This is a genomic window from Lentzea indica, from assembly GCF_012184385.1.
Classification (GTDB): domain Bacteria; phylum Actinomycetota; class Actinomycetes; order Mycobacteriales; family Pseudonocardiaceae; genus Lentzea; species Lentzea indica.
This window is the reverse complement of record NZ_VSRL01000259.1, coordinates 1-12,226: the sequence shown is the minus strand read 5'-3', so window position 1 is coordinate 12,226 and position 12,226 is coordinate 1. Positions and strand designations below refer to the sequence as shown.

Annotated in this window: 17 protein-coding genes; 9 read left to right on the top strand and 8 right to left on the bottom strand. The window is 68.0% G+C overall.

All coding sequences use genetic code 11. The annotated features are described in order from the left end of the window. The first annotated feature begins 198 nt into the window (after nucleotides 1–198). Nucleotides 199–345: a hypothetical protein gene (locus FXN61_RS40425; protein ID WP_167979163.1), complete on the top strand. Its 147-nt coding sequence runs from the start codon at nucleotides 199–201 to the stop codon at nucleotides 343–345. On the opposite strand, the gene FXN61_RS40420 is transcribed toward FXN61_RS40425, so the two are convergent. The 7 genes from FXN61_RS40420 to FXN61_RS40395 all read right to left on the bottom strand — a co-directional run bounded on the left by FXN61_RS40420 (nucleotide 336) and on the right by FXN61_RS40395 (nucleotide 5,065). Next, nucleotides 336–1,346, bottom strand: a complete 1,011-nt coding sequence (locus tag FXN61_RS40420; RefSeq protein WP_188136009.1) for a gamma-glutamylcyclotransferase — start codon at nucleotides 1,344–1,346, stop codon at nucleotides 336–338. The two genes, FXN61_RS40425 and FXN61_RS40420, sit on opposite strands and share 10 nt — an antisense overlap. Nucleotides 1,347–1,361: 15 nt before the next feature. Beyond that, nucleotides 1,362–2,606, bottom strand: a complete 1,245-nt coding sequence (locus tag FXN61_RS40415; RefSeq protein WP_312878373.1) for a Na+/H+ antiporter — start codon at nucleotides 2,604–2,606, stop codon at nucleotides 1,362–1,364. Continuing rightward, nucleotides 2,504–2,944, bottom strand: coding sequence for a cation:proton antiporter domain-containing protein (locus FXN61_RS54890; RefSeq protein WP_281360833.1), 441 nt, complete (start codon nucleotides 2,942–2,944; stop codon nucleotides 2,504–2,506). The genes FXN61_RS40415 and FXN61_RS54890 overlap by 103 nt, the downstream gene beginning before the upstream one ends. A gap of 18 nt (nucleotides 2,945–2,962) precedes the next feature. After that, nucleotides 2,963–3,274: a thioredoxin gene (trxA, locus tag FXN61_RS40410; protein ID WP_167979162.1), complete on the bottom strand. Its 312-nt coding sequence runs from the start codon at nucleotides 3,272–3,274 to the stop codon at nucleotides 2,963–2,965. After that, a complete protein-coding gene (locus FXN61_RS40405) occupies nucleotides 3,262–3,651 on the bottom strand; it encodes a MerR family transcriptional regulator (protein WP_167979161.1) in 390 nt (129 codons plus the stop codon). The genes trxA and FXN61_RS40405 overlap by 13 nt, the downstream gene beginning before the upstream one ends. Nucleotides 3,652–3,728: 77 nt before the next feature. After that, nucleotides 3,729–4,133 carry a DUF8820 family protein gene (locus FXN61_RS40400; RefSeq protein WP_167979160.1) on the bottom strand — a complete coding sequence of 135 codons (405 nt, stop codon included), beginning with the start codon at nucleotides 4,131–4,133 and terminating at the stop codon, nucleotides 3,729–3,731. 8 nt (nucleotides 4,134–4,141) lie between these two features. Further along, nucleotides 4,142–5,065 carry a DUF6745 domain-containing protein gene (locus FXN61_RS40395; RefSeq protein ID WP_167979159.1) on the bottom strand — a complete coding sequence of 308 codons (924 nt, stop codon included), beginning with the start codon at nucleotides 5,063–5,065 and terminating at the stop codon, nucleotides 4,142–4,144. A gap of 372 nt (nucleotides 5,066–5,437) precedes the next feature. Between FXN61_RS40395 and FXN61_RS40390 the strand changes: the two genes are divergently transcribed. From FXN61_RS40390 to FXN61_RS40370, 5 genes are all read left to right on the top strand, one after another. Further along, complete coding sequence (locus FXN61_RS40390) at nucleotides 5,438–6,292, top strand: amino acid ABC transporter permease (protein ID WP_312878372.1); 855 nt, start codon at nucleotides 5,438–5,440, stop codon at nucleotides 6,290–6,292. Then, the gene (locus FXN61_RS40385; protein WP_167979157.1) at nucleotides 6,289–7,011 is read left to right on the top strand and encodes an amino acid ABC transporter ATP-binding protein; all 723 of its coding nucleotides are present in this window, start codon (nucleotides 6,289–6,291) and stop codon (nucleotides 7,009–7,011) included. Before FXN61_RS40390 ends, FXN61_RS40385 begins: the two co-directional genes overlap by 4 nt. A 12-nt stretch (nucleotides 7,012–7,023) precedes the next feature. Then, nucleotides 7,024–7,950, top strand: a complete 927-nt coding sequence (locus tag FXN61_RS40380) for an ABC transporter substrate-binding protein (RefSeq protein WP_167979156.1) — start codon at nucleotides 7,024–7,026, stop codon at nucleotides 7,948–7,950. Nucleotides 7,951–7,968: 18 nt separating this feature from the next. Next, nucleotides 7,969–8,421 (top strand): winged helix-turn-helix domain-containing protein, encoded by a 453-nt coding sequence (locus tag FXN61_RS40375; RefSeq protein ID WP_167979155.1) that lies wholly within the window; start codon nucleotides 7,969–7,971, stop codon nucleotides 8,419–8,421. A gap of 71 nt (nucleotides 8,422–8,492) precedes the next feature. Next, nucleotides 8,493–9,365 (top strand): aminoglycoside phosphotransferase family protein, encoded by an 873-nt coding sequence (locus FXN61_RS40370; protein WP_167979154.1) that lies wholly within the window; start codon nucleotides 8,493–8,495, stop codon nucleotides 9,363–9,365. On the opposite strand, the gene FXN61_RS40365 is transcribed toward FXN61_RS40370, so the two are convergent. Then, nucleotides 9,342–10,181, bottom strand: a complete 840-nt coding sequence (locus FXN61_RS40365; RefSeq protein WP_167979153.1) for a helix-turn-helix domain-containing protein — start codon at nucleotides 10,179–10,181, stop codon at nucleotides 9,342–9,344. The genes FXN61_RS40370 and FXN61_RS40365 overlap by 24 nt on opposite strands. A gap of 55 nt (nucleotides 10,182–10,236) precedes the next feature. Here FXN61_RS40365 and FXN61_RS40360 point away from each other — a divergent pair, with 55 nt between their 5' ends. The 3 genes from FXN61_RS40360 to FXN61_RS40350 all read left to right on the top strand — a co-directional run. Beyond that, entirely contained in the window at nucleotides 10,237–10,989 is a 753-nt protein-coding gene (locus FXN61_RS40360; protein ID WP_167979164.1) for a nuclear transport factor 2 family protein, read from the top strand. A gap of 6 nt (nucleotides 10,990–10,995) precedes the next feature. After that, complete coding sequence (locus FXN61_RS40355; RefSeq protein ID WP_167979152.1) at nucleotides 10,996–11,145, top strand: hypothetical protein; 150 nt, start codon at nucleotides 10,996–10,998, stop codon at nucleotides 11,143–11,145. Between the two features lie 210 nt (nucleotides 11,146–11,355). Continuing rightward, nucleotides 11,356–12,226 (top strand): nitronate monooxygenase family protein (locus FXN61_RS40350; protein WP_512698765.1); only part of this gene is annotated, 871 nt, incomplete at its 3' end.

Sequence of the window (12,226 nt, the reverse complement as noted above, 5' to 3'; positions counted from 1 at the left end):
GCCAACCAGCGCGGAGTCGACTGGCAGTTCACCACCGACAACGCCCGCACCCGGCTCCGCCACCTATACCCCAAGAGTTAGCCGCGACGGTCTACTAGCTCTCACGACGTCGCGGTCGGGCGGCGGCTCGCCGACCACGTCGAGATCCTGCGCGCGGCCCACGCCCACATCCCGGCCCCTCAGTTCCACGAGGACCAGGTGACGTTCCGGAAGCTGATCACCCTGGCGAGCAACCTCGGCAAAGTGCAGGCGTGGACCGACAGCGGAACCGCGGGATACGCCATGCACACCATGAACATGTTCGGCCAGAGCAGGTCCGGCTTCATGCGGAACCGTTACTCCTGAGCGAGATAGACCCAGGCGTCCACGCCGGAACCGAGCCGGACGAGCGCTCGCCGGTAGTCGTCGACCTCGTAGATGTCGGCGGCGGCAAGTTCCTCGGTCGTCACTTCGAGAACCGTGCCGGCGGTCGTGTCGGCGGGATCGCCGGTGTGCCGGACGATCGGATGCCGGTCCGTCCCGCTGACCGCCACGACAGCCGGATCGGTGATCGTCACCCAGTCCTGCCGATGGCCGGGCAGGACGTCCGCGGAACCGGTCAGCTGCCGCCCGAAGTGCTCGACCTGGACCGACGGCGTCTGCAGCGTCCCGTACGAGAACAGGTTCACGACCGCGCCAGCAGATCCACCGATCCGCCGCAGCACCGGGTTCGCGACGTCGGAGTTGCCGAGCACCACCGAAGCGCGAGCAGCCGGACCGACCTCGTCGAGATACCGGCGGCTGGCCGCGTGATACCGCTGGTCAAAGGCGCGTTGAGCCTGGTCGAGTCCGCCGAGCAGCTCCGTGTCCCGTCGAGTCCCGCGGTCTCGCGCGACATCGAAGGGCGTGTCGACGAAGACCACCTCGTCCCACACCAGCTCTCGCTGCAGGAAGCTGCCGTCCACCACCAGAACCAGGTCCTCAGGGGCGAGAACCTGCGGCTCGTCGATCGGCGTGTCCGAGGGGAGGTCGATGATCCGCTGCCGGTACTTCCGATCCCCGTCAGGCCCGAGCGGCTCCAGCACCAACCGGGAGAACGACACAAAGTCGTAGGCGTCGGCGTAGTAGCCGTCCGCCGAGTCCCGTCCCATCCGATGCCGAACGGCACGCGGGTTGTGGAAGCCGTCCATCGACAGGTGCACAGCAGGGCGCCCGCGAGAAACGACCGCCGCCGCCAGCTCACGGGCCAAAGTCGTCTTGCCCGCCGCGGTGATCCCGTCCACGGCAACCCGCAACGGATGCCCGGGCCGAACCGAAACGAGGTGGTCGGCGATCCGGCCCAGCACACGGTCACGTGCTTTGATCATGGAACCGAGGATATGTCAGTCCTCCTCGACCTCACGCCGGGAGAGCCGCACCTCCTCGACGTCGAGCCGCCGCTGCACGGCCCGCAGCACGATGTCGTCGATGGCACGCTCGTCGCGCAACCGCACCACGGTCGCCCGCTTGTGCGCGATCAGCTCCAGCCGCAACGCCGTGTACTCGAGCTCGGACTGCGCCACCTCCTCGTCACCGGCCTCCTTGGCCCGCCTGACCTCCAGGTGGTGTTCGTACTCGGCGCGCACCCGCTTGTAGACGACGTCGCTCACGCCCACCTTGTCGGCGAGGCGGGGCAGGGCCTCGTACGCCTCCTCGGACGCGGTCGACTGGGCCAGCCGGAGCTCCTCGTCCACTGCGGTGTCCTCGGGCAGGCGGGAGAACCGGATGATCGTCGGCAGCAGAACGGACTGCACGATCAACGTCAGCACCACGACACCGGACGTGATGAGGATGATCTCCTCGCGGAACGGGAACGGCCCGCCGCCGACGACCGTCTCCGGAACCGCCAGCGCCGCTGCTAGCGACACGGCGCCGCGGAACCCGGCGGCGGACGACACCAGGCGTTGGCGGGCGCCCACGCGTCGGAGTCGTTGCTGTGGACGGCGATCGATCGCGCGGATGACGTACGGGGTCGTGTAACTCCACAGCAGGCGAGTGCCCACGACGGTCAACGCCACCAGGCCGATCGCGCCGAACGCGGTGAGGATCTCGGAGCCGTCCAGCGTGCGGACGGCGCCGTTGGCCTGGAGTCCGATCAGGACGAACAGGGCGCCGTTGAGCAGGAACGTGGCGATGACCCAGAACGCGGAACTCTGCTGGCGGGTGTCGGCCGGCACGATGCGCGGGCCTACCTGCGACAGCGTCAGGCCACACACGACCACGGCGATCACGCCGGAGCCGTGCGCCACCTCGGCCAGCAGGAAGGCGGAGAACGGGGTGAGGATGCTGACCACGCTCTCGTGCAACGGGTTGTCGAGCCGCTTGCGCACCTGCACCGCCAGCCACGCCACGATCAGGCCCGCCAGCGCGCCGCCCGCGTAGGACAGCAGCAGCCGCACCCCGACCAGGCCCGTGCTGAACTGCTGCTCGCCGGTCGTGATGGCGACCGCGATCGCGTAGATCACGAGCGCGGTGCCGTCGTTGATCAGCGACTCGGCGCGCAGGATGGTCGTGGTGCGGCGTGGCATGCCGCGCGCGATGGCCGAGACAGCGGTCGCGTCGGTCGGGGCCAGTGCCGCGCCGAGCACCCACGCCGGGCCCCAGTCGAGGCCCAGCGCGTGGCGACCGCCGCGACCGATCCGGCGGTCGCGAGCACGAGCAGCGTGCTGAGCAGCACGATCGGGCGCAGGTTGCTGCGGATCTCCCGCAGTGAGGTGTTGAGGCTCTCCCAGTACAGCAACGCGGGCAGGAAGATCAGCAGCATCGCTTCCGGCGGGAGGCTGACCGACTCCAGGCCCGGCACGAAGCCGAGCACCGCGCCGCAGAGGACGAGCAGCACCGGGGCGGCGAGGCGCAACCGTCCGGACGCGACGGTGCTCGCCAGGATGCACACGCCCAGCACCACCACGAGTTCGAGACCGAGCATGCGCCCAAGATAAGCGGCTCAGCCCGCCAGTGCGTCATCCAATTCGGCCAGCAGACGCGACTTGGGACGCGCTCCCACGATCTGGCGGATCGGCACGCCGTCGCGGAAAAGCAACATCGTTGGCAGTGACATGACCTGGTAATCGCGTGCGGTGGCGGTGTTCTCGTCGGCGTTGATCTTGAGCACGGTCAGATCGTCGCGCTCGCGGTCGATCTCGTCGAGCACGGGCGTGAGCATGTGGCACGGTCCGCACCACTGCGCCCAGAACTCGACGAGCACGGTGCCGGTTCGCACTTCGGAGGCGAACGTCGCGTCGGTCAGCTGCTGCACTGGAACTCCTTGGGTTCTGGCACGAGGCACCGGTCTTGGAAGGCGAGTCTGGCCAGCAGGAACTCCCGAACTGTCTGGAGCCGCTCCATGCACGCGTCCACCTCGGCGAGCTTGCGCCGGTAGACCTCCCGCGAGTCCGGGCACGAGTCACCGGACTCGTGACCCGCGCGCAGGCACGCCACGAACGGCCGGGTGTCCTCCAGTGACAGTCCGACCGCCTGCAACGACTGGATCTCTCGAACCAGCCGCAGGTCGTGGTCGTCGTACTCGCGATAGCCGTTGGACGTGCGCTGCGCTTCCAGCAGCCCCTGGGACTCGTAGAAGCGCAGCGCACGCGTGGTGGTGCCGGCTCGCTTGGCCAGTTCGCCGATCCTCATGGACTGAACGCTAAACCTTGACGCTCACGTCAAGGCAACCCCGATGTCAGGGCAACCCGAATGTCAGGGCAACACGGTCAGTCCGCGACGAAGCCGGTGCGTTCCCGCTGCTGCCGGACGACCCAGCGGCCCGGCGCGATGCCGGTGCCGCCGTGCTCGGGATGCAGCAGGTAGACCGGTGCGGTGTTCTCGACGATGCCGAGCCCCAGTTCCGGGTCCCCGGCGGGCGACCACGTGCAGGTGCCCGGATCGGCGACGAGGACGTGCGGGTTGCGGCCGTCGGCTCCCTGGACGAGGTGGATGCCTTCCGCCGGTACCCATCGGGACGCGTTCTGCTCCGGTGGGCCGGCGAACATCGAGAACGGGATGACGATCAGGTCGCCCTGGGCCTGCAGGCCGTCGACGACGGGGACGGTGGTTTCGCGCTCGAGGTGGTCGAGCGTGTCGACGCTGGTGCGGTCGACGAGTTCAGCAAGGTTCATGGTGTGTTTTAGGTGCGTCGTAGGAGTTGGGCGTAGTGGTCCGGCCCGAGTCCGTAGGTCCAGGCCGCGGCCGCGATCGGGTCGCGGAACCACCGGGGGACGCGCAGCCCGTAGCGGCGGCGGGTGCCGTCACGTTCGACCGAGCCGTTGACGACGGTCAACAGGCGAGCGCGTTCGGGCAGGTCGTAGAGCTTCAGCTCGAAGCCCGGGTTGGCGGGGTCGGGCGCCGTGGCGGCGAGCGTCAGTGGACTGCCGTGCCACGCGTACGCGCAGCTGCCGTCCGCGAAAGTCACGGCGGGCCCGTTGTCGTTGTGCAGCAGGGAATCCGCGTCGACGTGCACGGCCACCGGCCGCTCGGCCATCACACAGACGTCTTCGCGCGGCCACCACCAGCCGGTCGAGCGTGTGAGGGTCTCCCACACGTCGAGCAACGCCAGGTCGTGCCGGCTGAAGCGCGCCCCGAGAACGCGGTGGTGCACATCGAGCTCGGCCTGCCAGTCGGCGTCGTGCTGACCGGACCAGCTCAGGCCGAGTGACACCGGCATGGTCGATTTCACCGCTGGTACAAGGCCTTCGCGGATCCGCAGCCGCAGGAACTCCGCGACCTGATGGGCCTGGCCCTTCCACTCGGAGCTCTGCCGCAGGCGGAAGCGCAGGTCGGAAGCCAGCGCGGCGATCTGTGCCTCCGCCGACTGCCAGTCACCGGTGAAGCGGGTGATTTCCTTGGGAGGCAACACCTTCGCGGCCTCACCAGGGGAACGCACCCACACGAACCGAGGAGGTGGCCTGCCGGTGGCCGCGTACAGCAGAGCCACGGCCTCTTCGGCCGCAGGACGATCTGCGGGTGCAGTGCTCAGCGCATGGGCGAGCCAGTCATCGCGGAGCTGGGAAACGTCGGGGGAGCGGGCCTTGAGCCCGCCCGGTGCGCTCACAGCGCGAGGGCGCGCACGCCCTTTCGAGTCGACATGCGGAAGATCGTGGCACCGGAACGGGCTGAAGCGCAAGCATGAAATTGTTCCGGCCGACGCTGTGGGACCGCCTCGGTGTCCGATGGTTGTTCAGCACGTGGACGTCCTTGCCCAGGCGATCGAGCCCTCCTTAACGTGAGCCACGTTCTGCACGTGCTCTCATCAGAGCGCAGGGAAGGGAGGGCAGGAATGGGCTTCGCACTGTTCCTGTCCTCCCGCAGGCACATCGACCACGGCCGCGTGTCCAGCGCCGCCTGTACGGGCTGACCTCGTCTCTCGGCCCTCCCTCGCCTCTCCCAAGGATCCGCCATGCCCTCTTCCGGCACGCTCACTATCGTGTCCTCAAAGGACAGATCAGACGATCTTTCCTCCTTGCCGGTGGTCGCCGCGCGCCACCCGTGGCGGTGGGTCGGTGTCGTCGCCGTGCTGGTGCTCGTGGCCCAGTTCGTGCACGGCCTGGTCACCAACCCCGGCTGGGACTGGCCGACGTTCGCCAGGTACTTCACCGCCGAGTCGATCCTCACCGCGGTCGGCACCACGATCGTGCTGACCGTGCTCGGCACGGTGCTCGGGTTCGCGCTCGGCATCGTGGTCGCGGTGCTGCGGCTCTCGCGCAGCCGGTTCCTGCAGGCCGTCGGCTGGACCTACATCTGGGCGTTCCGATCGATCCCGTTGATCGTGCAATTGCTGTTCTGGTTCAACATCTCCTATCTCTACCAACGGCTTTCGCTCGGCATCCCGTTCGGTCCGGAGCTCGTGAGCTTCGAGACGGTCGAGCTGATCAGTCCGATGGGCGCGGCGGTGGTCGGACTCGCTCTGCACCAGGCCGCGTACGCCGCCGAGATCGTGCGCTCCGGCGTGATCTCCGTCGACCCCGGTCAGCTCGAAGCCGCAGCTGCGCTCGGAATCCCGAAGACCAGGCAGTTCCGCAGGATCGTGCTGCCCCAGGCGATGCGCGCGATCCTGCCGAACGCCGCGAACGAGGTGATCAGCCTTTTCAAGGGCACGTCGGTGGTGTCGGTGATGGCGATCGGCGAGCTGTTCTACCAGGTTCAGGTGATCTACGGCCGCAACGCGCGGGTCGTCGCGCTGCTGATGGTCGCGACCGTCTGGTACATCATCCTGACCACTCTGCTCTCGATCGGCCAGCACTACGTCGAGCGCTACTTCGCGCGAGGAGACCGCCGGTGATCGAGGTTTTGGGCGTGCACAAGAGTTTCGGCTCGCACGAGGTGCTGCGCGGGGTGTCGCTGGAGGTTGAGGCCGGCGAGGTTGTGGTCGTGCTCGGCCCGTCCGGCTCCGGCAAGTCGACGTTGCTGCGCACGATCAACCATCTGGAGAAGGTCGACCGCGGGTTCGTCAGCATCGACGGCGACCTGGTCGGGTACCGGCGCCGTGGCGAGCAGCTGTACGAGCTCAAGGAACGCGAGATTCTCAAGCAGCGCAGGCACATCGGGTTCGTGTTCCAGAACTTCAACCTGTTCCCGCACCTCACGGTGCTGGAGAACATCGCGGAGGTCGCGCCGCTGTCCGAGGCGCGACGGTTCCTGGAACGGGTCGGCCTGGCGGACAAGGAGGACGCGTACCCGCGTCAGCTGTCCGGCGGCCAGCAGCAGCGCGTCGCGATCGCGCGAGCCCTTGCCACGCGACCGAAGGTCGTGCTGTTCGACGAACCCACGTCCGCCCTGGACCCGGAGCTGGTCGGTGAGGTGCTCGACGTGATGCGCGACCTCGCCCGCTCCGGCACGACGATGGTCGTGGTCACGCACGAGATCGGCTTCGCCCGCGAGGTGGCCGACAGGATCGTGTTCCTCGACCAGGGCGTGATCGTCGAAGAAGGAGCGCCCGGCGAGGTGCTGGACAACCCGGTCCACGAACGCACCCGCGCTTTCCTCTCCAAGGTTCTCTAGAAGGAGTCTGTTGTGCGCAAGCCACTTCTCGCCGCTCTGGCCCTCGTCCTCGCCGCCTGCGGAACGGCAGAGAGCGAGCCCGCCGCCGGTGGCCTGAACGTCAACCTCGGCCCGGACCAGAACCGCGTCACGGCTCAGAAGGACGACAAGATCGCCTCGAAGGTGCCGGAGAAGTTCCGGGCAAAAGGAGAGCTGGTGATCGGCGGATCAGCCGGCACAGCACCACCTCTGCGGTTCTACGCCACCGACGACAAGACCGTGATCGGCGTCGAGACCGACATCGCGTCGTTGGTCGCCGACGTCCTGGGCCTCAAGCCTCGCCTTGAGGTGGCCTCGTGGGAGAACCTCTTCGTCGGCCTGGACAGCGGCAGCTTCGACGTGGGCCTGTCGAACATCACGGTCACCGAGGCGCGCAAGGAGAAGTACGACTTCGCCACCTATCGCCTGGACACGCTGGCGTTCGAGGCGAAGAAGGGCGGCAGCTGGAAGGTTCGGGAGCCGAAGGACGTGGCGGGCAAGGTCATCGCCGTCGCCTCCGGCACCAACCAGGAGAAGATCCTGGTCGACTGGAACGCCGGGAACGTCGCGGCAGGCCTGCCGGCCACGGACATCAAGTACTTCCAGAACTCCTCGGACTACTACCTCGCCCTGCAGTCCGGGCGCATCGACGCCTACCTCGGCCCGAACCCCACCTCTGCCTACCACGCGGCGACGTCAGGGCAGACCGAGGTGATCGGCACCTTCTCCGGTGGCGCCTCGGTTCAGGGCAAGATCGCGGTGACCACCAAGAAGGACAACGGTCTCATCGCGCCGGTCCAGGAGGCGCTGAACCAGCTGATCGCGAACGGCAAGTACGCCGAGGTGCTCAAGCGCTGGGGTCTCTCCGACGAGGCCGTGCCCACCTCGGAGATCAATCCTGTCGGCTTGCCGAAGACCTGATCGAGGAGGCGACCCGTCATGCGGTTCAGCATCACCATCGACACCGAGGACGAGGAGATCGCACTGAGGCTCCTCGGCGCGTTGAAAGACGTGGGCCTCGCGCCGACCACCGAAGCAGTGGCCGAAGACGTGGACGTCCGGATCCTGCCGCACACGCGGCAGGTGCTGCTCCGGGACGTGCCCGTCGATCTCACCAGGCTGGAGTTCGAGCTGCTGCTGCACCTGTGTGAAAACCCAGACCGCGTGCACCGCCGCCGTGAGCTCCTGTCGGCCGTGTGGGAAGTCGACGACGTCTACAGCGGCGCCCGCACCGTCGACGTGCACGTCCGGCGGGTGCGGCAGAAGCTCGGCGACGCGGCGGAGGTGATCCAGACCGTGCGCGGCGTCGGGTACCTGGTGGCCTCAACAGGCAGGGTCCGGGTCGAACGTTCGCCGAACGTGGTGCGGCTGGCCGATCGACGGGCCGGGTGACAAAAAGAAGTTGCTCCTCCCGCAGGCCCGGTGTTGCATGCAGAAGCACCGGGCCTCTGGGGAGTTGATCGATGCTCGACGGCGAGACCGCCATTGATGTGTCCCTTGTGGACGAACTGATCCGCGCGCAGTTTCCGTGCTGGGACGGTTTGCCGATCAGCGAGGTCAGGCACGGTGGCACCAGCAACGCGATGTACCGGCTCGGCGACGAATTGGCCGTGCGACTACCCCGGCTCGAGTGGTCGAAGGACGAAGCGGGCAAGGAAGCCGCCACAGTGCCGCTGCTCGCGCCCCATCTCCCGGTGGCCGTACCGGAACCGGTCGCACTCGGCGAGCCCACCGAGAGCTACCCGTATCAGTGGTCGGTGGTGCGGTGGCTCGACGGCGGCATCGCCCCGGTCGAGGCCGTCGACGAGGACACTCCGATCCGGCTGGCCAAGCTGATCCACGCACTCCACGGGATCGACGCCACGGGTCGGCCGTGGACCACCTACCGCGGCCGGTTGGACGCCTCAGACGACGACGAACCCGTCCGCGGCTGCATCGCCAAGCTCGGCGGAGACCCGAGGCTCACCGCGATCTGGGAGCAGGCACTCGAAGCACCTCGGTGGGATCAGCCCGCCCGCTGGCTGCACGCCGATCTGCACGAGGGCAACCTGCTGTTCACCGGCGGTGAGCTGACCGGCGTGATCGACTGGGGCTGTGCGGGGGCCGGCGATCCCGCGGCCGACCTCATGACCGCCTGGCTCTACCTCGACGAACGCGGCAGGCGGACGTTCCAGCGCGAGATGAGCGAGTTCGACGACGCGACCTGGGCACGTGCACGTGGCTGGGCGCTGCACCTCGCGGTGCTCGCGCTGCCGTACTACCGCGAGACCAACAAGTTCCTCGCGGGCATCGCGAGTTGCACCATCGACCGGCTACTGGCGGAACGCGCCTGGTGACATTCCCGTCTCGCGGGTGAAGAACTTGGTGAAGTTGGTTGCCTCGCTGAACCCGAGCCGGTGACCGATCGCCGCCGAGGACAGGTCGGTGTGCACGAGGAGCCGCTTCGCCTCCAGCGCCACGCGGGCGTCGATCAGCGACTTCGCCGACCGGCCTGTCGCGGCGAGGCAGATGCGGTTGAGGCTGCGCAATGAGTAACCGATGCGCGCCGCGTACTCGGCGGCGTTGCGCGTCGATGCGAACGAACGCTCGAGCTCCAGCTGGAAGCGTTCGAAACGGCCGTCACCGGGCCCAAGATCCGCACCCATCGGCAGCCGGGCGAGGCGCAACAGCAACGCGCCCAGCAACTGGCGGAGCAGGTCCACCGGCTCGTTCGTCAGCACGTTGCGGCGGTACTCCTGCCTCAGGTCCTGCACGGCACGGGTGATGACCGCCTGCTCCGCTTGGGGAACGGATCGCCGCACGGGGCTGAACGGGCTGAGCAACTGCCGCGTGCCGTCCAGCGGCGGCGGGAACGCCGGGGTGAAAAGGACCATGAACGCCTGTGCGTCGCCGTCGGGGAGCCTGAGCACGCGGCCGGGGCTGACGTGGAGCAACGTGCAGGGCGAGCACGGGTGGTCCACGAAATCGACCATGGTGGTGGCGTGCCCCGCGGTGACCAGGAACAGCTGGTGGAAGTCGGTGCGGTGCACCTTCGTCAGCGTGGCGTCGGTGAGCCTGCGGCGGAGCACGGCGAGGTCGAGCACCTCGAGACCCAGCTGATCCCGGTCGGGGTTGCTGAAGCCGAACTGCGCGACCTGTCCACTTTTGACCATGGTGAGGCATGACGCTACCTCGTTCCCGAAGCACCGGTGGGACATCGTGAAAGCCATGGACAACAAGGAACTCGTGCTCAAGGCCGCAGGCGAACTCTTCGGTGACAAGGACCCGTCCGCTGTGGACCGCTGGGTCGCGCCGGACTACCGCCAGCACAGCTCGCTGATCGCGGACGGACCCGAGGCGTTGCGCGGCCTCGTGGCAAACCTGCCGGAAGGCTTCCGCTACGAACTGGCGCGCGTGATCGCGGACGGTGATCTCGTTGCGCTGCACGGGGTCTACCACGGCTTCGGGCCACAGCCGCTGGTCGCGTTCGACCTCTTCCGGGTGACGGACGGCAAGCTCGCCGAGCACTGGGACGCGCTCACGCCCGTGGTCGAGCAGACGGCGAGCGGCCGGTCCCAGACGGACGGACCTGGCCGGCCCGCGACCGCCGACACGGAGCGGAACCGTGCGCTGGTCGAGGAGTTCGCCCAGCGGATCCTGCAGGACGCCGACTACTCGGTGCTGACCGACTACATCTCCACCGAGACCTACCTCCAGCACAACCCGGAGGCCGCGGACGGGCTCGACGGGTTCGGTGCCGCGGCGGCGAAGTGGGCAGAGCAGGGCAAGAACCTCGTGTACAAGACCGTGCACAAGGTCGTGGCCGAGGGCGATCTCGTGCTGCTGCAGTCGGAAGGCGAGTTCGGCGAGCCGGTGGCGTACTGGGACCTGTTCCGGGTGCGGGACGGCAAGATCGTCGAGCACTGGGTCGTCATCGCGCCCGTTCCGGCCGCGCTGCCGCACTCCAACGGCCTGTTCTGAGTCGCGGTGCTCACCGCCCTGCCCGACTACCGGCACGCGGTCGCGCTGGACGAGCCGTTCCGGCCGCTCAGCGCGCCCGCGCCCGGCCACGAGCTCGAGACGCTGACCACCGTCGCGCTGCGGAGGCGGGGGAGGTGGTCAAACCGGTGCTCCTGATGCCATAGCACACCGCGCCATCCGCGAACCGGCGTAATGGGCCCCGCCATCTGGGGCCATTCGTCAGGTTACGCAGGTGAGAAAGTTTCACCACCCCTCTCGACGGCACCCGTGGTTTGTGCGTACGGTGAGCCCCACTAACGTACTGGCCAGTAGGTAGCGTACTGAATTCCTTTCTCCCCACCCCTGCACGGTGAGGAAGCGAGCGCAGTGAACATGCTGTCGGATCGAGAACGGGTGCTGTGTCTGAGTCCGTTCAGCGCCCCCAACCCAGCCCTCGTGGTCGCGGCCGAACGAGCGGGCGCACTTGGCGTGCTCGACCTCGGGCCGAACGCTGCCTCCGACCTCGATCGCGTCATCGCGCGTCACACGCGCGCGTTCGGGGTACGGCTGCATGGGCCGTTGACGGTCGCGTTGCCCGAGGCCGTCGACACGGTTTTGATCGATCTTGTTCGGCATGTCCCGAACCGGGCTGAACTGGGTGAACGCAACGTTCTTGCGGTGATCACCTCAGTGGCCGAGGCCGTTGCGGCGATCGAGTTCGGGGCGGCTGGGCTGATCGCCAAAGGTGCTGAAGCAGGCGGCAGGGTGGGTGGTTCGCCCGCGTTCGTGCTGCTCCAGCAGGTGCTCGCGCTGACCGATCTGCCGGTCTGGGTGGCCGGCTCGATCGGACCCGACACGGCTGCTGCGGCCATCGCCGGCGGGGCGCGAGGAGTGGTGCTGGAAGGCCAGCTCACACTGGTCGCCGAGGCGCGGAAACACATTTCCGGTGAAATTGTGAACGCGGTCCGGATGATGGACGGCGCTGACACCGTCGTGAACGACGGGTTACGCGTTCATGTTCGTCAGAACACGCTTGAAATTGGCCAGGAAGGCGCGTTCGCCGAATTCAACCGCGTCTCGTTTGGGACCGTTGGTGGCGTGGTCGGCGCGATTCAGCGGGGCATTCGCGACAATCTCGCGCAGGCGGCCGACCACCGCTCGATCCGGGCCGGTGGGCCGTTCTGCGACCGCGTGCCGGGCCTGCGCTACCCGATCGCGCAGGGCCCGATGACCCGCGTCAGCGACCAGCCCGCGTTCG